General features: G+C 64.2%; 17 protein-coding genes and 1 tRNA gene. 12 read left to right on the top strand and 6 right to left on the bottom strand.

Translation table 11 applies throughout. From position 1 onward, the window contains the following. Positions 1-207: 207 nt before the first annotated feature. The 8 genes from DWA33_RS13470 (at position 208) to DWA33_RS13435 (ending at position 10,849) form a co-directional block, all read left to right on the top strand. Positions 208-1,356: a thiolase domain-containing protein gene (locus DWA33_RS13470; RefSeq protein WP_114358588.1), complete on the top strand. Its 1,149-nt coding sequence runs from the start codon at positions 208-210 to the stop codon at positions 1,354-1,356. Further along, positions 1,356-1,748, top strand: a complete 393-nt coding sequence (locus DWA33_RS13465) for a Zn-ribbon domain-containing OB-fold protein (protein WP_114358587.1) — start codon at positions 1,356-1,358, stop codon at positions 1,746-1,748. Before DWA33_RS13470 ends, DWA33_RS13465 begins: the two co-directional genes overlap by 1 nt. A gap of 147 nt (positions 1,749-1,895) precedes the next feature. Beyond that, the gene (locus DWA33_RS13460) at positions 1,896-2,756 is read left to right on the top strand and encodes a MaoC family dehydratase (protein ID WP_114358586.1); all 861 of its coding nucleotides are present in this window, start codon (positions 1,896-1,898) and stop codon (positions 2,754-2,756) included. A 146-nt stretch (positions 2,757-2,902) separates the two neighbouring features. Further along, positions 2,903-3,781, top strand: coding sequence for an SDR family oxidoreductase (locus tag DWA33_RS13455; protein ID WP_114358619.1), 879 nt, complete (start codon positions 2,903-2,905; stop codon positions 3,779-3,781). A 107-nt stretch (positions 3,782-3,888) separates the two neighbouring features. Beyond that, the gene (locus tag DWA33_RS13450; protein ID WP_114358585.1) at positions 3,889-4,842 is read left to right on the top strand and encodes a dihydrodipicolinate synthase family protein; all 954 of its coding nucleotides are present in this window, start codon (positions 3,889-3,891) and stop codon (positions 4,840-4,842) included. Between the two features lie 4 nt (positions 4,843-4,846). Then, positions 4,847-5,638: an NUDIX hydrolase gene (locus DWA33_RS13445; RefSeq protein WP_114358584.1), complete on the top strand. Its 792-nt coding sequence runs from the start codon at positions 4,847-4,849 to the stop codon at positions 5,636-5,638. A gap of 153 nt (positions 5,639-5,791) precedes the next feature. Beyond that, a complete protein-coding gene (locus tag DWA33_RS13440) occupies positions 5,792-7,966 on the top strand; it encodes a PQQ-dependent dehydrogenase, methanol/ethanol family (protein WP_114358583.1) in 2,175 nt (724 codons plus the stop codon). 180 nt (positions 7,967-8,146) lie between these two features. Beyond that, a complete protein-coding gene (locus DWA33_RS13435) occupies positions 8,147-10,849 on the top strand; it encodes a PAS domain S-box protein (RefSeq protein ID WP_114358582.1) in 2,703 nt (900 codons plus the stop codon). Between the two features lie 61 nt (positions 10,850-10,910). On the opposite strand, the gene DWA33_RS13430 is transcribed toward DWA33_RS13435, so the two are convergent. The 3 genes from DWA33_RS13430 to DWA33_RS13420 form a co-directional block, all read right to left on the bottom strand. Then, positions 10,911-11,261, bottom strand: coding sequence for a GrlR family regulatory protein (locus tag DWA33_RS13430; RefSeq protein ID WP_114358581.1), 351 nt, complete (start codon positions 11,259-11,261; stop codon positions 10,911-10,913). 285 nt (positions 11,262-11,546) lie between these two features. Next, positions 11,547-15,518 (bottom strand): NACHT domain-containing protein, encoded by a 3,972-nt coding sequence (locus DWA33_RS13425; protein WP_114358580.1) that lies wholly within the window; start codon positions 15,516-15,518, stop codon positions 11,547-11,549. A gap of 452 nt (positions 15,519-15,970) precedes the next feature. Beyond that, positions 15,971-16,047, bottom strand: a tRNA-Arg gene (locus DWA33_RS13420). 194 nt (positions 16,048-16,241) lie between these two features. Here DWA33_RS13420 and DWA33_RS13415 point away from each other — a divergent pair. After that, positions 16,242-16,688 carry a hypothetical protein gene (locus DWA33_RS13415; RefSeq protein ID WP_114358579.1) on the top strand — a complete coding sequence of 149 codons (447 nt, stop codon included), beginning with the start codon at positions 16,242-16,244 and terminating at the stop codon, positions 16,686-16,688. Between the two features lie 56 nt (positions 16,689-16,744). Here DWA33_RS13415 and DWA33_RS13410 read toward each other — a convergent pair whose 3' ends face one another. Beyond that, positions 16,745-17,653: a PhzF family phenazine biosynthesis protein gene (locus DWA33_RS13410; protein ID WP_114358578.1), complete on the bottom strand. Its 909-nt coding sequence runs from the start codon at positions 17,651-17,653 to the stop codon at positions 16,745-16,747. A 152-nt stretch (positions 17,654-17,805) separates the two neighbouring features. Between DWA33_RS13410 and DWA33_RS13405 the strand changes: the two genes are divergently transcribed. Then, a complete protein-coding gene (locus DWA33_RS13405; protein WP_114358577.1) occupies positions 17,806-18,681 on the top strand; it encodes a DMT family transporter in 876 nt (291 codons plus the stop codon). A 95-nt stretch (positions 18,682-18,776) separates the two neighbouring features. Here the strand turns inward: DWA33_RS13405 and DWA33_RS25225 are convergent, their stop codons facing one another. Both DWA33_RS25225 and DWA33_RS13395 read right to left on the bottom strand, forming a co-directional pair. Continuing rightward, positions 18,777-19,076: a histone gene (locus DWA33_RS25225; protein ID WP_167443209.1), complete on the bottom strand. Its 300-nt coding sequence runs from the start codon at positions 19,074-19,076 to the stop codon at positions 18,777-18,779. A 78-nt stretch (positions 19,077-19,154) separates the two neighbouring features. Next, positions 19,155-20,600 (bottom strand): cryptochrome/photolyase family protein, encoded by a 1,446-nt coding sequence (locus DWA33_RS13395; RefSeq protein ID WP_114358618.1) that lies wholly within the window; start codon positions 20,598-20,600, stop codon positions 19,155-19,157. 121 nt (positions 20,601-20,721) lie between these two features. Here DWA33_RS13395 and DWA33_RS13390 point away from each other — a divergent pair, with 121 nt between their 5' ends. Further along, positions 20,722-21,120, top strand: a complete 399-nt coding sequence (locus DWA33_RS13390; protein WP_114358575.1) for a DUF2177 family protein — start codon at positions 20,722-20,724, stop codon at positions 21,118-21,120. Between the two features lie 291 nt (positions 21,121-21,411). Further along, a complete protein-coding gene (locus DWA33_RS13385) occupies positions 21,412-21,987 on the top strand; it encodes a hypothetical protein (RefSeq protein ID WP_114358574.1) in 576 nt (191 codons plus the stop codon). The last annotated feature ends 203 nt before the right edge of the window (positions 21,988-22,190 follow it).

The following is a 22,190-nucleotide window of genomic DNA, read 5'->3' as shown; positions in this document are numbered from 1 at the left end:
AGCAATCCAGAAGCTCAGTGCACCGGGCTCTGGATTGCTTCGCTTCGCTCGCAATGACGGGGAGGTCTTTCCCTCTGACTCTCTGTGACGATGTGATCTCAGGACATTCCGCGACGTGGTAATTGTCCCCGCGCGCGGAACACGCTTGCCAAGGTCGCGTGGAGCGGTCACAAAAACCGTCCGACCAAACGCCAGCGGAGAACTGCGTTGACAATAAGAGGCAAGGCTTACATTGCCGGCATCTACGAACATCCCACGCGCCACGCGCCTGATAAATCCATCGCCCAGCTCCACGCCGAAGTCGCCAAGGGTGCGCTCGACGACGCCGGTCTGACCAAGGCCGACATCGACGGCTACTTCTGCGCCGGCGACGCGCCCGGTGGCGTGATGGCGATGGTCGATTATCTCGGCCTCAAGGTTCGCCATTTCGATTCGACCGACACCGGCGGCTGCTCCTATCTGGTGCATCTCGGCCATGCCGCCGAGGCGATCGCCGCCGGCCGTTGCTCGATCGCGCTGATCACGCTGGCGGGCAAGCCTCGCACCGGCGCGCTGCCGCCGCGCCCGGTCGGCGCCGAAGGCGACTTCGAACTGGCCTATGGCGCCACCACGCACAACGTCTATGCGATGTGCGCTGCGCGCCACATGCACCAATACGGCACCACGTCCGAACAACTCGCCTGGATCAAGGTCGCGGCCTCGCATCATGCGCAGTACAACGAGCACGCGATGCTGCGCGACGTCGTCACCGTCGAGGACGTGCTGAACTCGCCGCTGATCGCCGATCCGCTGCACCGGATGGATTGCTGCGTCGTCACCGACGGCGGCGGTGCGCTGATCGTCACCACCGAGGAGATCGCGCGCAGCCTGAAGAAGCCGCTGGTGCGGATGATCGGCGCCGGCGAGGCGATCAAGGGGCCGCGCGGCGGCCACAACCTCGATCTGACCTATTCGGCCGGCGTGTGGTCCGCGCCGCCGGCGTTCGAGATGGCTGGCGTCACGCCGAAGGACATCAAGTACGCCTCGATCTACGACAGCTTCACCATCACGGTGCTGATGCAGCTCGAAGATCTCGGCTTCTGCGAAAAGGGGCAGGGCGGCAAGTTCGTCGCCGACGGCAACCTGATCTCGGGCGTTGGCAAGCTGCCGTTCAACACCGACGGTGGCGGTCTGTGCAGCAACCACCCGGTCAATCGCGGCGGCATGACCAAGCTGCTCGAAGCGGTGCGTCAGCTCCGTGGTGAGGCGCATCCCAAGGTGCAGGTGCCGAACTGCGACCTCGCGATCGCCCATGGCACCGGCGGCATGCTCGGCATCCGCCACGCCGCCTCGACCTGCATTCTGGAGCGCGTGTGATGAACAGCCCCGTGAAATATCCCGCGCCTCAGGGCAACGCCGAAACCAAGCCGTTCTGGGATGCGGCGACCGAAGGCAAGCTGCTGATCAAGCGGTGCACCGCTTGCGGCGAAGCGCATTACTTCCCGCGCGCGCTGTGCCCGTTCTGCTTCTCCGACCAGACGGTGTGGGAAGAGAGCAAGGGCGAGGGCGAGATCTACAGCTACAGCCTGATGCGCAAGTCGCCGACCGGTCCGTATGCGATCGGCTACGTCACGCTGAAGGAAGGCCCGTCGGTGCTGACCAACTTCGTCGACTGCGATTTCGGTGCATTGAAGATCGGCACCAAGGTCAAGGTGGTGTTCAAGCCCAGCGACGGCGGCGCGCCAATTCCGTTCTTCACGGCTGTCTGAGCCTCGTCCTGAGGAGCGCGCGCAAGCGCGCGCCTCGAAGGATGTGACTGGAGAGTTGCTTCTATCCTCATGGTTCGAGACGCGCGCAAGGCGCGCTCCTCACCATGAGGATCACGATAAGAACGACAAGAACAAGGGGAGAAGCCGATGTCGGCCCGCTACGACGAACTGATGGGATTGAAGGCCACCGGGCAAAAATACGCCTACACCGATCGCGACGTGATGCTCTACGCCTACGGCATCGGCATGGGCGCTGATCCGATGGACGAGAAGGAACTCGCCTTCGTCAACGAGGCGACCTACACCGAGCGCCCCTTGAAAGTGGTCCCGACGTTCGCGTCGGTCGCGGCGTGGGGCGCTGGCCCGGGCGAGATGAATCTCAACCGCCTGCTGGTGGTCGACGGCGAGCGCGACATCACCTTTCACCGCCCGATGCCGGTGGCGGCGAACATCACCGCGGATTCCAGCGTGGTGCAGGTCTACGACAAGGGCAAGGACAAGGGCGTGGTGATCCGTCACCAGACCATCCTGCGCGACGACAAGGGAGAGGCCTTGGCGACTCTGCTGGCGTCGCGCTTCGCGCGCGGCGACGGTGGCTTCGGCGGCCCGGCGCTGGAGCAGCCCGAGCCGCACAAGATGCCCGACCGCGCGCCCGACCGCAGCGTCGATATTTCGACCCGGCCGGATCAGGCGCTGATCTACCGGCTGTGCGGCGACCGCAATCCGCTGCATTCGGATCCGGAATTCGCGCAGAAGGCCGGTTTCCCGCGTCCGATTTTGCACGGCATGTGCACCTACGGCATGACCTGCCGCGGCGTGCTGCAGACCTACGCCGATTACGATGCATCGGCCTTTAGGCAGCATGCGGTGCGGTTCTCTTCGCCGGTGTATCCGGGCGAGACCGTCACCATGGACATGTGGAAGGACGGCGACGTGATCTCGTTGGAAGCGCGGGTGAAGTCGCGCAACGTCACGGTGATCAAGAGCGGCCGGACGGTGCTGGGCTGAGTGGAAAAAGACGCTTATTTCGAGTGATGTGTCATGCCCGGACTTGATCCGGGCATCCATCGCTTCGAACAAGATGGATTGCCGGGTCGAGCCCGGCAATGACGACAACAGACGCGGTCAGCGCGCAGCAAAAACGGGAGGACGCGATGGGATTGCTCGAGGGCAAGGTGGCGTTGATCTCCGGAGCGGGCGGGGGGCTCGGTGAGGCTTACGCCAAGCTGTTTGCGCGCGAAGGCGCTGCGGTGGTGGTCAACGATCTCGGCGGACCGCGGGACGGTTCGGGCTCCGACGCCGGCATGGCTCAGCAGGTGGTCGACGCCATCAAGGCCGCGGGCGGCCGCGCCGTCGCCAACACCGCCGACATCTCGACCATGGCCGGCGGGCAATCGGTGTTCGACGACGCCATCAAGCATTTCGGCCGCGCCGATATCCTGGTCAACAACGCCGGCATCCTGCTCGACCAGACCTTCGCCAAGGTCTCGGAGGCGAACTGGGACAGGGTGATGAAGGTGCACCTGAAGGGCACGTTCTGTGTCACCCAGCCGGTGTTCAAATGGATGAAGGACAATGGCGGCGGCGTCATCGTCAATACCTCGTCGACCTCGGGCCTGCTCGGCAATTTCGGCCAGAGCAATTACGGCGCGGCGAAGGGCGGCATCTGGGGCCTCTCCAACGTGCTGGCGATCGAAGGCCGCAAATACAACATCCGGATCTGGACGTTGGCGCCGGGCGCGCTGACCCGGATGACCGAAGACCTGCCGCGCTATCGCGAGAATCCGGGCGCGGCGCTGACGCCGGAGGGGATCGCGCCCGCGGTGCTGTACATGGTCTCCGGCCTGTCCGGCGACCAGACCGGCAAGGTGCTCGGCGTTTCCGGCCCGCGCGGGGTGCGTGAGATGAAGCTGATGGAAATGGACGGCTGGAAGCCGCCCCATAACGGCTGGTCCGCGGAGGAGATTGCGGCCCACGCCGGCGAGATTTTCTTCTCGGAAGAGGCTATCAAGGCGGCCGGACGCCCGCGCTGAGCGGGTGCCGAAAGGTGTCGCCGCCGCCGAACCGGTGCGGTGGCGACGGCCGGTGCTGAACCAGCAGGTCGACCTGCCGGCGCCGGCGCAACCGAAAGGCCTACGCGATGAAGCTCACCCCGGAAGCCGCAGGCACCTTTGCCATTGCGCCGACCCCGTTCCACGACGACGGCAAGATCGACGACGTGTCGATCGACCGTCTGACCGATTTCTACGCGGAGGTCGGCTGCGAGGGCGTCACCGTGCTCGGCATCCTCGGCGAAGCGCCGAAGCTCGATGCGGCCGAGGCCGAGGCGGTGGCAACCCGCTTCATCAAGCGCGCCAAGTCGATGCAGACGATCGTCGGCGTGTCGGCGCCGGGCTTCGCCGCGATGCGCCGGCTGGCACGGCTGTCGATGGACGCTGGCGCCGCCGGCGTGATGATCGCGCCGCCGCCGTCGCTGCGCACCGACGAGCAGATCACCAGCTATTTCCGGCAGGCGACCGAGGCGATCGGCGACGATGTGCCCTGGGTGCTGCAAGATTATCCGCTGACGCTGTCGGTGGTGATGACGCCGAAGGTGATCCGGCAGATCGTGATGGACAGCGCGTCCTGCGTGATGCTGAAGCACGAGGACTGGCCGGGGCTCGAGAAGATCACCACGCTGCGCGGCTTCCAGAAGGACGGATCGCTGCGCCCGCTGTCGATCCTGTGCGGCAATGGCGGCCTGTTCCTGGATTTCGAGATGGAGCGCGGCGCCGACGGCGCGATGACCGGCTACTGCTTCCCGGACATGCTGGTGGACGTCGTCAAGCTGTCGAAGGCCGGCCAGCGCGATCTCGCGCACAACCTGTTCGACGCGCATCTGCCGCTGATCCGTTACGAGCATCAGCAGGGCGTCGGCCTGTCGGTTCGCAAATACGTGCTGAAGAAGCGCGGGCTGCTGTCGTCGAGCGCGCAGCGCAAGCCGGGCGCGAGCCTGACCGACACGACACGCGAAGAGGTCGATTATCTGTTGTCGCGGCTGGCGCGGGTCGACAAACGCGCCGATCTCGAACCGCGCAGCAAAGCTGCGGAGTAACACCATGACTGTTGAAGCCGCCGCGCGTCCCGCATCGACCATCGTGCTGCTGCGCCAGGCCGCGGCCGGCTTCGACGTTTTCATGATGGTCCGGAATTATCAGGTCGAGTTCGCCTCCGGGGCGCTGGTGTTCCCCGGCGGCAGCGTCGATGCCGGCGATCGCGACATCGTCGGGCGGCCGGAGCTGTATGCTGGGGTCGACGGATCGGTCGGCCCCGCGCTGGAATTCCGGATCGCGGCGATCCGGGAGACCTTCGAGGAAAGCGGCATCCTGCTGGCGCGGCCGCGCGGCAGCGACGCGCTCGTCGCCGCCAGCCGCGCCGCCGAAATCGAGGCGGCGCACCGCAAGGCGCTGTGCGACGGCAACATCGCGTTTGCGCAGATCCTGGCCGACAACGAGCTGGTGCTCGCGCTCGATCTGCTGGTGCCTTACGCGCACTGGATCACGCCGGAGAAACTGCCGAAGCGGTTCGACACCTGGTTCTTCCTTGCTGAAGCGCCGCCCGAACAGCTCGGCATGCACGACGGCTGGGAGACCACCGATTCGATCTGGCTGTCGCCCCGCGAGGCACTGGACGGTGGCGACAGCGGTCGCTTCACGCTCCCGTTTCCGACCACCCGCAATCTGATCCGGCTCGGCCAGCAGCCGAGCGTGGCGGCGGCGCTCGATCACGCACGTGCACAGAGCATCGTCACCGTGCTGCCGATCATGTCGAAGGACGGCGACAAGCGTTTGCTGCGGATTCCGGCCGAGGCCGGTTACGACGGCGAGCTGTTCGAGTTTTCCGGCGCTTAGTTCGCAGCCGCGGCATCGCAATGCAGCGCGTTGCGCATTGCATTGCGAGATAATAACTGCGTCTGCATCGCGTCCGCATTCTGGTTGACGCTGTTCCCACCGCGAGCAACACTTCCGCTCGGCCCGGCAAGAGGCCGAGTAGGGAGCGAATGCATGAGGAAGCCTGCTGACGCGGTGCGGACTGCGCACCAACCTGTCCATCAATCCGCAACACGATTAGTTGCGAAGCGGCTCGGCGCCGCGGCGCTGATGGCCGCGTTGCTGTCGCCGGCGGTCGCCGCCGCACAAGATGCCAAGGGCTCCGCCGCGCACATTCGCGCGGTCACCGGCGCGGTCGACAGTGCCGCGATCGTCGCCAACGCCAAGACCACCAAGGACTGGCCGAGCTACGGCCTCGACTACGCCGAGACCCGCTTCAGCAAGCTCGACCAGATCAACACCGACAACGTCAAACAACTCGGGCTGCAATGGAGTTACAGCCTCGGTTCGGAGCGCGGCGTCGAAGCGACCCCGGTGGTGGTCGACGGCATCATGTACGTCACCGCGTCGTGGAGCGTGGTGCACGCGATCGACACCCGCACCGGCAAGAAGCTGTGGACCTTCGATCCCAAGGTCGATCGCGCCAAAGGCTATCGTGGCTGCTGCGACGTCGTGAACCGCGGCGTCGCGCTGTACAAGGGCAAGGTGTTTGTCGGCGCCTATGACGGCCGGCTGATCGCGCTCGATGCTGCGACCGGCAGCAAGGCGTGGGAAATCGACACCCTGATCGACCACGAGCATTCCTACACCATCACCGGCGCGCCGCGGGTGTTCAACGGCAAGGTGGTGATCGGCAATGGCGGTGCCGAATACGGCGCGCGCGGCTACGTCACCGCTTATGATGCGGAGACCGGCAAGCAGGCGTGGCGATGGTTCACGGTGCCGGGCGATCCGAGCAAGCCGTTCGAGGACGAGTCGATGGAGAGGGCGGCCAAGACCTGGGATCCGGCCGGCAAATGGTGGATCAACGGCGGTGGCGGCACCGCCTGGGACACCATCACCTTCGATCCCGAGCTGAACCTGATCTATGTCGGAACCGGCAACGGCTCGCCCTGGGCGCGTCACCTTCGGAGCCCGTCCGGCGGCGATAATCTGTACCTCGCCTCGATCGTGGCGTTGAACGCCGACACCGGCAAATACGCCTGGCACTATCAGGAGACGCCCGGCGACAACTGGGACTACACCTCGACCCAGCCGATGATTCTCGCCGACCTGACGATCGACGGCAAGCCGCGCAAGGTGATCCTGCACGCGCCGAAGAACGGGTTCTTCTTCGTGATCGACCGCACCGACGGGAAGTTCATCTCGGCGAAGAACTTCGTCGAGGTGAACTGGGCGACCGGCTACGACGCCAATGGACGTCCGATCGAGAATCCGGAGGCACGCTCGCCGGACAAATCGTTCGACGCGATCCCGGGACCGTACGGTGCGCACAACTGGCACCCGATGTCGTTCAATCCGCAGACCGGTCTGGTTTATCTGCCGGCGCAGGGCGTGCCGGTCAATCTCACCGGCGAGAAGGCGCTGACCCAGAACAAGATGGAGCCGTTCAAGTTCGGCTCGACTACCGGCTGGAACGTCGGCTTCACGCTGAACGCGACACCGCCGAAGAACCTGCCGTTCGGCCGGCTGGTGGCGTGGGATCCGGTGCAGCAGAAGGAAGCCTGGCGCGCCGAATATGTGTCGCCGTGGAACGGCGGCACGCTGACAACGGCGGGCAATCTGGTTTTCCAGGGCACGGCTGACGGCCGGCTGGTGGCCTACAACGCCAAGACCGGCGAGAAGCTGTGGGAGAGCCCGCTCGGCACCGGCGCGGTCGCGGCGCCTGCGACCTACATGGTCGACGGCGTGCAATACGTCTCGATCGCGGTCGGCTGGGGCGGCGTGTTCGGCATCAGCGCCCGCGCCACCGAGACCGAGACGCCCGGCACGGTGTACACCTTCGCGGTCGGCGGCAAGGCCAAGATGCCGGAATTCGCCAAGTACCAGATGGGCAATCTGCTCACCGGCGTCAAATACGATCCCAAGGACGTGCCGGAGGGTACGGCGATCTACGTCGCCGCCTGCGCCACCTGCCACGGCGTGCCGGGCGTCGACCGCGGCGGCAACGTCAAGAATCTCGGCTACTCCACCACGGATCGGATCGAGCACCTGAAGGACATCGTGTTCAAGGGCCCGTTCCGCGACAAGGGCATGCCGGACTTCACCGGCAAGCTGACCGAGGCCGACGTGGTCAAGATCCAGGCCTTCATCCAAGGCACCGCGGACGCAATCCGGCCGAAGAACTAGCGGCCCAAATCTGCCGCCGCCCGGCTCGCCCCCGGCGGCGGTCGCGTCCGTCACAACCTGGACGTCGCCGTCTCCGTTAGGGGGGCCTTCGACGATTGTTGCGGGCGCACCGACGCTGTACCCTTTGCGGCGCAAGTGTGGGAGGATCAGGCCCGCACAGGGAGCGCCGGTCTCGTCCGCATGCCAAACGCTGTTTCATCGTTCATCCAGAGCGTGAAGACACGCACGCTCTCGATCGGGCAGATGACGTTCGGCAGCTTCCTGTTGCTGCTGGCGATCATCGCCGCCACCTCGATCGGCAGCGTGGTGGCGATCCGGCACATCGACCGCACCTTCGGCGAGTTGCAGCGATTGCAGAGCGTCGGCGACCTCGCCGAAGAGATCGAGCGGCGGATGAGCGATCTGCGCTTCGCTGCCCGCCAGGCGGTGACCGAGCCGGCCGCGCAGCCGGCCGGCAGGGTGTTTGCAGCCGCATCGGCGCTCACCGAGCTGTTGAAGAAGACCCGGCTCGAACTGGCGCCGGATCAGCAGGAGATGCTCGACGGCGTCACCGAGCGCCTGACCAACTATCGCGACGGGCTGCAGCGCATCACCGAGCTGATGCAGCGCCGCGGCGAGCTGGTGGCGAAGATTCCGGCGCTGCGCGAGCGGTTCGAGACCACCATCGCTGGGCTGTCCGACCGCAGGCTCGCCGGCGAGCTGCATTCGGCGCAGATCAAGGTCGCGGCGGCGCTGCTGTCGCGCGATCTGATGGGCGCCAGCGACGCCGCCCGGCGGATGCGCGCGCTGCGGATCGGCGATGGCGGTGCGGCCGGCTCGGTTCGCGACTATGCCGACGTGATCGCGGCGACCGCGGCGGTGGAGCAGGAGATCGCCGATCTTGATCGCGACGTGCTCGGCACCGAGGGGCGCCTGATCGGCAAGGTGACGGAACTGTTGCGCGACGCCGCCGCACGCCGCGGCCGGGTGCTGTCGCGCGATCTCGGCCGCACCCTGACCGAAGACAAGTGGCAGAGCATCGTACTCGGCATTGCCGGCGTGCTGGTCGGCTGGATGGCGGCGGCCTTCGTAGTCCGCCGCACCGTCGGTCCGCTGACGGCGATCACCCGCGCGATCCGCTCGCTGGCGGCGGGCCAGCAATACACCGCGATCCCGGCCACCGACGTCAAGAACGAGATCGGCGACATCGCCCGAGCCGCCGAAGTGTTCCGCCGCACCCTGGTCGAAGCCGACAATGCCCGCGAGGCGGCGGTGCGGGCGCTCGCCGAACAGCGGCTCGCCGAAGAGAGCTACCGCAAGCTGTTCGAGGGCTCGATCGACGGCATCTACGTCACCACGCCGGACGGCGCGCTGCTCAACGCCAACCCGGCGCTGGCGCGGATGATGGGCTACGACGATCCCGCCGAGCTGATCCGCGCCACCGCCGACGTCACCACCACCATCTATCTCGATCCGGCCAAGCGCGAGGAATACCGCGCGCTGATGCAGCGCGACGGCATGGTGCGCGAGTTCGAATATCAGGCGCGCAAGCGCAATGGTGAGGTGCTGTGGCTGTCGGACAGCGCCGGTGCGGTCCGCGACGAGGCCGGCAACGTCATCCGCTACGAGGGCGCGGTACGCGACATCACCGACCAGAAGCGCGCCGAGCAGGCGGTGGCTGAAAGCCGGCTGCTGCTGCAGCAGGTGATCGACACGGTGCCGGCGGTGATCAACGTCAAGGACACCGAGCTGTGCTACGTACTGATGAACCGCTACATGGCAGGCGTGTTCGGGATCGATCCGCACGACGCGATCGGGCGCACCACCGCCGAGCTGATGTCGCGGTTCGGCTCGCACAAGACCGACGCCAACGACAAGCGCGTGCTGGAAACCGGCGAGGGGCTCGGCTTCTACGAGGAGGAGTATCGCGACGCGACCGGTTCGATGCGGCAGTGGCTGGTCAACAAGATGCCGCTGAAGGACGCCGAGGGCCGGATCGAACGGATCGTCACGGTGGCGCTGGATATCGGCGAGCGCAAGCGCGGCGAACTCGAGATGCGCCAGGCCAAGGACGCGGCGGAAGCGGCGCTGCGCAACCTGCGCGAAACCCAGCAGTCGCTGATCGAGGCGGAAAAGCTCGCCGCGCTCGGCCGCCTGGTGGCGGGCGTCGCCCACGAGGTCAACAATCCGGTCGGCATCAGCCTGACGGTGGCCTCCGCGCTGGAGCGCAAGGCCGCGGTGTTCGCCACCGAAGTCGCCCGCGGCGAGTTGAAGCGCTCGCGCCTCAACGAGTTTCTCGACACCACGCGCGATGCCTCGTCGCAGCTCGTCGCCAATCTCAATCGCGCCGCCGAGCTGATCCAGTCGTTCAAGCAGGTCGCGGCCGACCGCAACTACTCCGATCAGCGGCTGTTCGACCTCGGCGACCTCACCGAGCAGGTGGTGATGAGCCTGCGGCCGGGCCTGCGCAAACACAATCTGACGCTGAACGTCGAGTGCCAGCCCGGACTGACGATGAACTCCTATCCGGGCCCCTACGGCCAGGTGCTGACCAACCTGTTTCTGAATTCGGTGGCGCACGCGTTCCCGAACGGCCGCGCCGGCACGGTCGAGATCAAGGTCCGCGCGGCCGGCAACGACCACGTCGTGGTGGCGTATTCCGACGACGGCTGCGGCATGAGCCTCGACGTGCGCCGCCGCGCCTTCGATCCGTTCTTCACCACCCGGCGCGACCAGGGCGGCACCGGGCTCGGCTTGCACATCGTCTACAACATCGTCACCAACCGGCTCGGCGGGCGGCTCGAACTCGACTCCGAGCCCGGCAACGGCACGCGCATCCTGATGACGCTGCCGCGGAGCGCGCCGCAGGAGCGTGCCGAACTGGCGGCGGCTTCGGCGTCGTAGCAAACGAGGTCGGGCAGGCCGTTGCAGCGCGGATGTCGGAGCGTCGTCGCCCGTCGGGTCGTCACTCGGCGTCCGCCAGCCACCGCAGCGTCGCGCGGAAAATCTGGCTGGATTTGCCGACCAGCGCGGTGCCGTTCATCACCGCCGCGGTGCCGGTCGAGGTGCCGGTGACGCCGATCCCGACCGGCTCCTTCTGGCCGCCGAACAGCGGGTTGGCGTCCGGGCTCGGGGTGTGCTGGGTGACGGTGACCTCGCCCTTGAAGCTGTCGCCGGTGCTGACATAGCTGCCGACGTAGAACAGATACGCGTCGCCGCCGAGGATCTTGCCGTCGCGAAATAGCACTACCCCGCTGCCCTTGCCGGAGCGGCCGTCGAGCAGGTCGACATGAATCGAATACAGCCCGTTTTGCATCGCACCCCCCAGCCGCGCCCCGGCCGATCGCGCAATTCCAAATAGCGCGGTACTTTTATGCCAAGACGGCGGACACGGCGTCAACGTGACGAGGTGCGGCGGATCGGAGCGGGAAGTTCCGGTGGGGAGTCTGGTAAAGTTCAATTGTCAGCCGGTCGGCCGCGGTTGGACCGTTGGAGATGGCGCACCGGCGGGGGATGCCTGGTCGGAGAGGATCCGACTAACCAGCAGCGCCAGTTGCGCGTGGTCTTCGGCGCCGTTCCATCGGCTGCACCCGTGGAGAATTTATGTATGAATGCGATACGCGCGATCCCGGATGTCCTGTTCGGTGTCACCCCGCAGCGCTTCTGCATGAGCCAGTATTTCGTCTGTCGCAAGATAGGTACCGACAAGCACCCCCATTGCTGCATATCGCATTCGAGCATCGGAGGAGTTCAGCAAGCTCCGAATGCGGGTAAGCTGCTCACTGGAGAAGGGAACGTGCTCACGAAGCGCAGCGGTAAGGAGGTTCGGCTTCACGCTGCCGCTTTCAAGCTTATTTAGAAAGTCATTCCGAACATCATTCGATTTGGTTAGGCGGCAAATGAGCCATTTTTCAGACATCCCGCGAATGTCGGAGCGGTCGTCTGCGATGAGTTCGAATAGCCTGTCGTCTGAAACAGGCTCGATCTTCTGGATCGCCTCAAGCAAGAGTGCCCTTGGACTATCGGGGACCACGCCTCCCCCCTTTGGATAGGGCTTCTCGTGCTCAAGCCAAAATCCATAGGCGGAAGTCAGCAGAGGCACGAGCTGACGATCCGCCGTGTCGGACAATCGCAACGCAGCTCTTGCTGCCTCAATAGCCAAGAACACATTATCCGCCGCCAGACAAACACTCAGGAGATTGTATGCCTCGTCATCGGAAGCAAGGTCGTCCGCCAGCGCGGACATCAGATATTCGCATCCGCTACACAGCGATTCACTCAAGCGTCCCCCGAGGAGTTCAAGGCGACGCCGACCGTCTAGCGTTGCTGCAATGGCTGCTGCCGCCCACAGCGTAATTCCCCTGCCGTTTTTCAGAACTCTTTTGACAATGCCCAAGCGCGTCTCAGTGTCAGTTGTTCTGATCAGGCTTACCGCGACCTGAATGGTCCACTGGCAACGCTGGTAGAGCGCGGTCTCCAACTTTCTAACGTCAAGAATGGCCGGATCAACCTTCGTGTAGTCCATCTCCCAAACGTCCACAGTCGGTAGATGACTGAAGGCGGTTATCTTGCCAGTACACCTTTCGCCCAATGACTGCGCGGCTATAAGCCGGTGGGCATCGCGTGCGATCAAGTCTTCAGGTAGGCTGCTGGATTTCAAAGCTCCGGTAACAACTTCCCTTACGGATTCACGATCGAAATGCTGGGTCCAAGCCCAAGCATTGCTCGCGGGCAACTCCCAAAATGATGTCATCTGCAAGAATGCGCTGACATAGGGAAGATGCTCCGAAGCCCCAACTGGGGTGACGTTCCTCGCCTTGCTCGCTTCACCGATGATCGCGAATAGATGGTGGAAGAAGGTTTCCCATGCTTCACTGTACCCGTCGATATTCCAGTCAAGCCCCTTCGAGAACACCGAGCGGCTTCCTCCGACATCGTAGTCTTTCCCAAACTCCCGTAAGAGAGGCTCGATCCTTTCGTAGAAGCCAAGCGTATGTAGATCCTTTGCCGCCAGAATTTCCGGCACGATCTCATCGCTTTCCTCCGGAGAGCAGCGCTCTAGAATTAGGCGGCACCCAGCGATTATCAACGACACAAGCAGCTCACGGCCGTCATCATTCGCCAGTCTAAACCCACCGAGCGAATTCCACGATTGCAACTCGACCGACTTAGGCAGTTGACGCAAGGCATCGACGAGGGCGGCAAATTCAATGGGATGGCTTCCGCAATTAACAAGACAGGCCCATGCGACCAAACGTGTCCAGGGCAGGCTTGCGTTTACGCAGGCGTTCGCTGTGTTAAAGATCGCCTCCGGGTAACGTCTGCTTACTCGTTCCAACAGCACCCCGACTGCTTGCGCTTGGTCTCGCCGTTCTCCCTTAACGTGATGAAACCCACGATTTGCTAGAAGTTCTAGCCGACCCTCCGAAACTTCTGCATCCGACTCTGCCGCGAGCGAGAGCGCACGTTTTAGTGATTCAATATCCGCTAGATCGCATGCATCGATAATCTCATTCACCAATCCGCCGGATGCTGCGAAGTTCAAGACTTCTTGCCATGACGGCTGATTGATCTTGCTCCGGAATTCTTTGGCGCGGTCCGCTTCGAGGAGGGTGCTTAAGAGGCCGGCTGCCGCATACTCAGCAAATGACCTGTGAATGAATGTGATTGTCTCAGCATTGGCATGCGATACTCGCTCGAGCAGGCCGACCTGCTGCCAATAGGTCAGGCAATCCGCTGCGGTCGATTTCGCTTTCAATGAAGAGTATTCCAATTCCGACGCCAGCACGGCCGCCGCGGCATCAACCACTACTGAACTGGACGGGATCGTCTCCGTCAGGATCGTCCATGCTGCTACTTGCAGGAACCTGTCAAGAACGGGACGTGTAATGGCTGCGGTCACCGGTTTTCTAGGCGAGGCCATGTCGATCAGTTCAAAGAAGCTCTCGTAGAGGCGCGATTTCGTGGTACCGATGGATGTTCCGTTTGCAGCGAGCGCCGCTATCATGCTCAGGAGTAGAGGGCTCCTGGCAACGAGCTTTGCCGTATCGTTGTTCTTGATCTGGCTGCGGGCAAATGCGATCGCCGCGGCTGCTTTCTGCTGATCCCTTGGGAACAGGCCGGAGATCAAGGTGGCCGTGTGCTCGGGCACAGAAGTGGTTGCGAGCGGGAGCAGTTCGTAGTGTCGCCATTTGTGCAGCAATGACCGGCGATAGCCGACTGGGCGGGTCGCAACGACAATCTTGCATCCGGGATTGCTGGCTGCAAATTTGCTTAGCCCGTCCGTCACGCTCTCTTGGTCATGGCCGCACTCATCAAGACTGTCGCATATCAAGATCCAGTTTTGTCCCCTGCGCTCAAAGTCTCCCGCCGAGAGTCCGGAACCGTCGAGCCCCAAAGAGAATAAGCCTTCCTCGAATCCGCTGCCATGGTGCTTCATACGGGCATGCAAGGCCGGAAGATTGATTCTCAGGACCGGGTTGGATCTTTTCGCGTACTCGCGTGCAAGTCGCTTCAGCAGAAGACTCTTGCCCATACCGGGTCCGCCAACGACCACGCAATGAGGATAGAACAGACCCAACGTATCTGGTTCAATCAGCGAGCGGTTGTTTTCCGGCCGCTTCTTCTCATACCAGCCGTGGTATTCTTCAAGAACCGTGGCCAAGTCACGATCGTTGGCAACGTCTTTGTCCGATACTTGTACGCTGATCTTTATCCAGTCCGTGTCGAGGGAGAGTGAGGTGTCGGAACCAACCACGAAGAACTCTGCCGTTGTCGAAAGAATCCACTTCGTCAAAGCCTCGATCGCGGTAACAGGGCCTGCGTTTGATGGCGTTGCGACCTCGATCGCTGTCGATCGCAGAATCTGCAGGACCGATACCGCAGTTCTCCGACCCTTTAATTCAATCAGGGAGTGAGCATCCCGGTACAGTCGGTCCCATGATTGTTGAACTTGGTCTTTGCGTGCGCAAATGTGAGCGAGTTCTGCCTGTGCAGCCTTGATGGAGGAGTCGTCGTTTCTCAGGCAATGCATACGAACGATACGAAGCCGTTTGCATACCGTCTGTGTGTCGAGGCTAATCTCCTTAAGTTTTGCGACGAATTTGACGCCCGTTTGTGAAAGACGGTCAATGGCGCCGGAGCCAAGTCTAACAATGTCCTGCGAGAGTTGGGTCGCTATGGTTTGACTGCTTGCCGGACAGACAACGAGCACGCCGAAACTAATCTTATTGGCAGATATTGCCTGCGAGAGCGCGATGAGTGCCTCCCACAATCGTGGCCCGACGGACAATCCCCGTTTCACCTGTGCTTCTACGATTTCGCCGTCGATGCATTCGATTTGGATATCATCACCTGCACCGGCCGTCTCGGCCCGCACTGCGACAGGAACATCGTTAATCAATCCGTCGAGCCAGCCAACCGCTGTGCCACGCGCCATGTGGATGACTGCAACGGCAGTGACGGCGGCCTGAAAATTCATGCCAGACGCCGTTGCTGCTCCGCCGGCGCGCGTTTCAGCTTTTGCTGAATCCTGCGGGGCCGTTTCCTTGTTCTTGTGCTTCGTTTTCTTCATGGATTAACTTAAGATCATGGACCGATTTGAATAGGCAAGCAGTCGTCTATAGCGGCCTTGGAGCTGGTGTCATGGACGACTTGTTTCTGCCGCGTCACGGCAACGTTCCGAAGGCCCCGGCGCGCGTTGCACCTCCCAGCATTGGGGCTCTGTTTTCGCCTGCACTAAAATGTTTTCTGAAACGATCATGTTTGAAATACCTCGGTAAGGGCGTCTAACCGGTAACATGCGGCCGCTTTTCGTCTGCTTCCGATTTGAGGGGAGCCAGGCGGTTCTTCGCTTCCTTGGGGGGTAAGCAGCGCACCGTATTCCGGCGCCAGCGGCGAAATGCCGATGTCTTGAAAAGTCTTATCTGCCGTTACTAAGCTCTGTTGGGCGAGTGCGGCCTCTGCCACATACAGAGGCGTACGGTCAACGACGATGACTTAGAGCAGAGTGCAATCGGCGGAATTTGGCGCGCTCGGAAGGATTCGAACCTCCGACCCTCGGAATCGAAATCCGATGCTCTATCCAGCTGAGCTACGAGCGCGGGGCCGGGGGAGGGTGCCCCCGGCGAGGGCCTTCCGAATACCCCACTTTTGCAGGCGCTTACAAGGGGGAGGTCGGATCCCATGATTTCGCCGGAATGTGCGCATTAACGTCGCGCAAACCAAACTCGGCCAATGTGACGGTGCCGGCGGCTGCCGGCCCGCTCCCCCTGCCGCCACGGGTTTCGACCGAACCATGCGTACCCTGTTCTCGTCGCTGCTGCTGTCGCTGATCGTACTGGCGTCGCCGGCCCGCGCCGACCTCCACATCAGGCGGGATCACGGCGGCTACGTCGAGGAGTACAAGGCCAAGTACCAGCGCATCCGCGATCGCCGCGAGCGGGTCATCATCGACGGCATCTGCAATTCGGCCTGCACCCTGGTGTTCGGGATCGTGCCGCTGAACAAGATCTGCGTCACCCCGCGCGCCAGCGTCGGCTTCCACCAGGCCTATTACGACAAGGCGTTCACCTTCGGCATCAAGGTCACCAGCCTCGAGGGCACATCGGAGCTGATGTCGTATTATCCGCGTCCGGTGAAGGACTGGCTCGCCCGCAATGGCGGCCTGACCACCGAGATGAAGAAGATCAAGAACGGCGTCGATCTGTGGAAGATCGTCGATCCCTGTCCGGAAGAGTATTGAGCGCACCGCCGGCTGAGCCGCCCGGATCGGAGCCGGGCGCGCGCGTCGGCAAACCCTCAATTCAGCTCGATCGTCCCCGCCATCACCGGAACGCAGTGTCCGCCGATCGACGTCGCGATCACCTCGCCGCCGCGCTTCTCGGCGCTGGCGAGCAGCAGGCTGGGGCGTCCCATCTCGACCCCCTGCAGGATGGTCTTGGAAAGCGTCAGATCCGGCTCGGCGCGCAGCTTCGCCAATAGCCCGATCAGCGCGACGTTGGCGCTGCCGGTCGCCGGGTCTTCGGGGATCTTGTGCAGCGGCGCGAACATCCGGGCGCGGATGTCGATGGCGTCCTCGCCGGTCGGCACGTAGAGCAGGATCTTGGACGTCGTATAGCCGGCGATGCGGTCGCGGAACACGTCGGCGCTGGGGCTGGCGGCGGCGAGGGCGCTCCGGCTCTTCACCTCGACGATGATGAAGCCGGTGCCGCAGGACGCGATGCACGGCCGGTGGTTGGCCGTCTCGATGTCGCCTTCACCGAGCGAGCAGGCCGCCGCGATGACATCGGGCGCGACCTCGTCGGCGAGCGACAGGAGCTGCGGCGAGGTCAGGCGCGCGCCGGTGACAGCGCCGCCGTCTTTGATCAGCTCGATCGGCACCAGCCCGGCCTTCTCTTCGAACACCACATGGTCGCCGTCGATGCCACGGCCGTAGCTCTGGCCGATCCGGGCCAGCACGAAGGCGGTGCCGACATTCGGATGGCCGGCGAACGGCAGCTCGCCGTTGGGTGTGTAGATCCGCACCTGCGCGGTGTGGGTGGGATCCTGCGGCGGCAACACGAAGGTCGTTTCCGACAGATTGAACTCGCCGGCGATCGCCTGCATCTGCGCGCTCGACAGACCTTCGGCGTTGAGCACCACGGCCAGCGGATTGCCGCTGAACTGATCGGAGGTGAACACGTCGACGGTTTCGAACTGCAGGCGCATGGCGGCTCCAGAGATGACGAACGCGCCGCAGGGAAGGCGGCACCGCACAGAAAGACGACGATCCGTGCTGGCCGCCGCGGTTGCGGCATGGCATGGACGTGGCGCCATCGGGCAGCTGCCCGTCACCATACGATCGGGTCCCCGGGGAGACAATGAACCGTCACGCAGAGCATCTCGCCGGCCGGGCCGCGCCGGCCGTGTTCGTCGTGCTGTGGAGCACCGGCTTCATCGGCACCAAATATGCGCTGGCCGGTGCGGAGCCGCTGACCTATCTGTCGATCCGGATGGTGGCGGTGGTGGCGCTGATGGCGGTGATCGCCGCAATCGCCCGGCCACGCTGGCCGAACCTCGCCGGTGTCGGCCACAGCGTCGTCGCCGGGCTGCTGGTGCACGGCGTGTACCTGGCCGGCACCTCGATCGCGATCGCGCATTCGGTGCCCGCCGGGCTGTCGGCGCTGATCCCCGGCCTGCAGCCGATCCTGACATCGACGCTGGCCAATCGCTGGCTCGGCGAGCGGGTCACACCGCTGCAATGGCTGGGACTCGGGCTCGGCCTCGGTGGCACGCTGTTGATCCTGCACAGCCGCAGCCTGACCGGCGACATCGGCTGGGGCTGGCTGGCTTCAGCCTGTGCGCTGATCGGCATCACCATCGGGACGCTGTATCAGAAGCGGTTCTGCACCGGCATCGACTGGCGCGCCGGCAACATCATCCAATTCCTCGCCGCGCTGGGCTTGTTCGCCGTCGGCGCCGCGCTGTTCGAGACCCGGGTGGTGACCTGGACCACGGAGTTCGTGCTGGCGGTGGGCTGGCTGGTGGTGGTGCTGTCGATCGGCTCGATCGGGCTGCTGTACTGGCTGATCCGGCATTCCGCCGCGACCTCGGTGGCCAGCCTGTTCTACCTGGTGCCCGGCGTCACCGCGCTGATGGCCTATGTGCTGTTCGGCGAGACGCTGGATGCGGTCTCGATCCTCGGCATGGCGGTGTGTGCGGCCGCGGTGTTCCTGGTCAACCGCGCCAAGGCGTGAGGGCGGGCGGCTGTCCGCGGGCGTAGTTCGCGGGCAGCAAAAAGCCTCCGGCGCGGTGTTTCCGGAGGCTCTTGCCGGCCGATGCGATCACTCGCTCAGCGCTTGGATTTCTTGGCCTTCTTCACGGTTTTCTTGGCGGTCTTTTTCGCGGCCTTCTTGGCCTTCTTCGGAGCCTTCTTCGGAGCCTTCTTGGCGGCTTTCTTGGCAGCCTTCTTCGGGGCTTTCTTAGCGGCCTTCTTGCCCGCCTTCTTGGATGCCTTCTTGGCGCCGGCCTTCACCTTCTTGGCGACCTTCTTGGCCGCCTTGCGGGCCTTCTTGACGGTGGTCTTGGCCGCCTCGGTGACCTCGGCGATCACCTCGCCCACCTGATCGATCATCGGCTTGTCGTCGTCCATGTTGATCCCCCAAGGGTTTGCAGATAACCCCGACGATAGCCGATTCGCGCAATTAGTAACGCTGTCAACCGCAGTTGTTCAACGTTGACGCAGTTCGGCGTAGGCCGAAAGCGCGCGCTGCCGGCCGGCCTTGTGGTCGACGATCGGCCGCGGGTAGTTGCCGCCGAGCTCGACCCCCGCCGCGGCGAGTTCGAGCGGCGTCGCGGTCCACGGCTGGTGCAGCAGGTTGTTCGGCAGCCCGGCGAGTTCGGGTACCCAGCGGCGGACGTAGCGGCCGTCGACGTCGAACTTCTCGCCCTGCAGCACCGGATTGAAGACGCGAAAATACGGCGCCGCATCGGCGCCGCAGCCCGCCACCCACTGCCAGTTGCCCGGATTGCTGCCGGGGTCGGCGTCGACCAGCGTGTCCCAGAACCATTGCTCGCCGAGCCGCCAGTCGACCAGCAGGTGTTTGACCAGGAACGAGCCGACGACCATGCGGACGCGATTGTGCATCACGCCGGAATGCCACAGCTCGCGCATCCCGGCGTCGACGATCGGGTAGCCGGTGAGGCCGCGCTGCCAGGCGATCAGCGCGGCATCGTCGCTCCGCCACGGAAAGGCGTCGAACGCCGGCTGTAGATTGCTGGCGGCAAGATCCGGATGTTCGGCCAGCAGATGCCGGCAGAACTCGCGCCAGCCGAGTTCGCTGAGGAATTTGTCGATGTCGGGCGCGATCGCTGGCCGTTCGGCAGCGGCGAAGCGCGCCGCGTACCAGACCTGGCGCGGACTGATTTCGCCGAAGCGCAAATGCGGCGACAGCCTGGAGGTGACGTGCCGATCCGGATAGTCGCGGCCCTCGGCGTAGCCGGGCTGCCGGGCGAGGAAGTCGGCGAGCAGCCTCTGCGCTGCAGCTTCACCCGGCATCCAGGTGGCGCGGAGGCCGCCGGCCCAGTCCGGCGTGGTCGGCTCGAGTTGCCAGTCGCTGAGCTGATCGCTCGGCTGCGCCGGTGCCGCCCGCAGCGTCGTCGGACGGGGCAGGGGCTCGGGCGGGTCGCCGAGGCTGAGGACCCGCCGCCAGAACGGGGTGAACACCCGCATGCCGCGGCCGTCCTTGCTGCGGATCGCATTCGGCTGCACCAGGGTGTCGCCGCGATGGCGGTGATAGGCGATGCCCGCCACAGTGAGGGCGTCGGCGAGCGAGTCCGCGACGGCGCGATGCGGCGCGATTTCGATCTCGTTCCAATGCACGGCCGCTGCATCGCTGTGCTGCGCCAGCTCGGCCAGCACCGCGGCCGCCGGCCCACGCCGCAGGATCAGCGTCGCGCTCAACGTGCGCAGTTCAGCCTCCAGCGCGCGAAGCGATTGCGCCAGCCACCATCGCGCGGCTGCCCCGAGCGGTCGCACGCCGTCGCTGTCGTCGTCACGCACATAGACGCACAGCACCGGCGCGCCGGATTGCGCGGCCGCGTGTAGCGCCGGATGGTCGGTCAGACGGAGGTCGTCACGAAACCAGACGATGACGGGGCGGGCAGTGGTCATCAGCATGGATGCTCCTCCAAGATCTCAGGCTGCGATCCCGCACCGCGGCGCCGCCGCCTGTGCAACCATCGACGAGACGCTTCGTATTTGACAGGATGCAATCTGATTTGTTCGGGAGGACGATTTGAAGCGATACGGTGTGCTCTATCTGGCAACATTCATTGTCCTGATTCCGCTCGACTTTCTGTTCCTCGGCACGATCGCGAAGAGCTTCTTCCAGTCGCAGGTCGGGGAGATGCTCGGCGAGGTGAGGATGCTGCCGGCTGTGCTGTTCTACCTGCTCTACGTCGTCGGCATCATCATCTTCGTCAACGGGTCGGCGCAGGCGACCTGGCAATCCTCGTTGTTGTACGGGGCTCTGTTCGGCTTCTTCTGCTACTCGACCTTCGAGCTGACCTCGCTGGCGCTGCTGAAGCACTGGACCTGGCCGGTGGTCGCCGTCGACATCTCCTGGGGAGTGTTCGTGACGGCGGTGTCGGGCACCCTCGGACTGCTGCTTGCCGACTGGTGGTCGCCGCGCTGACGCGGCGCGCGGCTCGACGCCTGAAACGCTGAAGGACGGATGAATGACCGGTGCGGCCAAATGGCCGCCCGGCAAGTCCGCTTTGCCGCAATTGCGCCGCCACTGCGCCTAATCGCCGCCGGAGCGGCTTGCGAATTGAGCCGGCGAGACCGCTGCTGCGACAAATCGGCAACCCTGTTTCGAAACTTCGTGGGTAATTCCGATCGAATCGAGCGCAGGGGTGAAGTCTTAACCAAGCGTTTACGCCAGCGTGGAAATGCTGGGCCAGAGCCAGAAAAACGAGTGAAAGCAATGACTGCCGTCGCCACCGCCGAACTGATCGGCATCGACCCTCTCAAGGTTTCGGATCGTTATACCGCCGCGCAGGCGCTCGGGATCGTGCGGGATGGGATCATCACCGGCGAAGGCCCGACCACCCAGGGTCGGGTGCATTTCTCCCGAACCCTCGACGCCGGCGATACCGCCTGGTGCATGGGAATCCTGACGGCGGCTGCCGTCGACCATCAGCCGATCAGCCGCGCCGAAGCCGAGGCGCTGTTCGAGATCAACGACGCCGCGGCCGAGCGTACCGACGGCGGGCGGTTCGACGATCTGTTCGCCAAGGCGGTGGCGCATCATGCCGCAGCCGCCTCGGGTCTGCCGGTGCCGGCCCGCAGTGTCGCGCTGTCGCCTGACGTTGCGATCGAATCCTGGGCTCCGACCCAGGCGGTCGGCGTCAACACCGAGGTGCTGGAGTGGATCTCGCGCCAGATGCGCAGCACGCGGCGCAGCAATCACACCCTGATGCGGCTGGTGGCGACTCTGGTCGGTGTCGCGACCCTGCCGCTGATCACGCAGGTGCCGCAGATTTTCGACCTCGGCGTCTGATCGATCCGATTGCAGGGCGGCAATCCGGTGGCGGGGGAGGTCTTCCCCGCCGCTTTTGTTTGTGCGGTCAGGTGCGGCGGCGGCCGCAAGAGTTCAACCCGGACGGCGAAATCCGCCGTTAGGCCGCTGAAAAAGCACGGAATTCGATTGCGGAGCGGGGATTTTTGCGCGACAGCGGACGCAGCTTGCGGATGTCGCGGCGG

Source organism: Rhodopseudomonas pentothenatexigens (assembly GCF_900218015.1).
GTDB classification, from domain to species: Bacteria; Pseudomonadota; Alphaproteobacteria; order Rhizobiales; family Xanthobacteraceae; genus Rhodopseudomonas; species Rhodopseudomonas pentothenatexigens.
The sequence above is the reverse complement of the archived record's forward strand: the minus strand, read 5'-3'. Positions and strand labels throughout refer to the sequence as shown.

Coding starts and splice junctions, on each gene's coding strand:
- DWA33_RS13465 (WP_114358587.1), top strand. CDS start 1,356: ATGAACAGCCCCGTGAAATATCCCGCGCCTCAGGGCAACGCCGAAACC.
- DWA33_RS13460 (WP_114358586.1), top strand. CDS start 1,896: ATGTCGGCCCGCTACGACGAACTGATGGGATTGAAGGCCACCGGGCAA.
- DWA33_RS13455 (WP_114358619.1), top strand. CDS start 2,903: ATGGGATTGCTCGAGGGCAAGGTGGCGTTGATCTCCGGAGCGGGCGGG.
- DWA33_RS13450 (WP_114358585.1), top strand. CDS start 3,889: ATGAAGCTCACCCCGGAAGCCGCAGGCACCTTTGCCATTGCGCCGACC.
- DWA33_RS13445 (WP_114358584.1), top strand. CDS start 4,847: ATGACTGTTGAAGCCGCCGCGCGTCCCGCATCGACCATCGTGCTGCTG.
- DWA33_RS13440 (WP_114358583.1), top strand. CDS start 5,792: ATGAGGAAGCCTGCTGACGCGGTGCGGACTGCGCACCAACCTGTCCAT.
- DWA33_RS13435 (WP_114358582.1), top strand. CDS start 8,147: ATGCCAAACGCTGTTTCATCGTTCATCCAGAGCGTGAAGACACGCACG.
- DWA33_RS13430 (WP_114358581.1), bottom strand. CDS start 11,261: ATGCAAAACGGGCTGTATTCGATTCATGTCGACCTGCTCGACGGCCGC.
- DWA33_RS13425 (WP_114358580.1), bottom strand. CDS start 15,518: ATGAAGAAAACGAAGCACAAGAACAAGGAAACGGCCCCGCAGGATTCA.
- DWA33_RS13415 (WP_114358579.1), top strand. CDS start 16,242: ATGCGTACCCTGTTCTCGTCGCTGCTGCTGTCGCTGATCGTACTGGCG.
- DWA33_RS13410 (WP_114358578.1), bottom strand. CDS start 17,653: ATGCGCCTGCAGTTCGAAACCGTCGACGTGTTCACCTCCGATCAGTTC.
- DWA33_RS13405 (WP_114358577.1), top strand. CDS start 17,806: ATGAACCGTCACGCAGAGCATCTCGCCGGCCGGGCCGCGCCGGCCGTG.
- DWA33_RS25225 (WP_167443209.1), bottom strand. CDS start 19,076: ATGGACGACGACAAGCCGATGATCGATCAGGTGGGCGAGGTGATCGCC.
- DWA33_RS13385 (WP_114358574.1), top strand. CDS start 21,412: ATGACTGCCGTCGCCACCGCCGAACTGATCGGCATCGACCCTCTCAAG.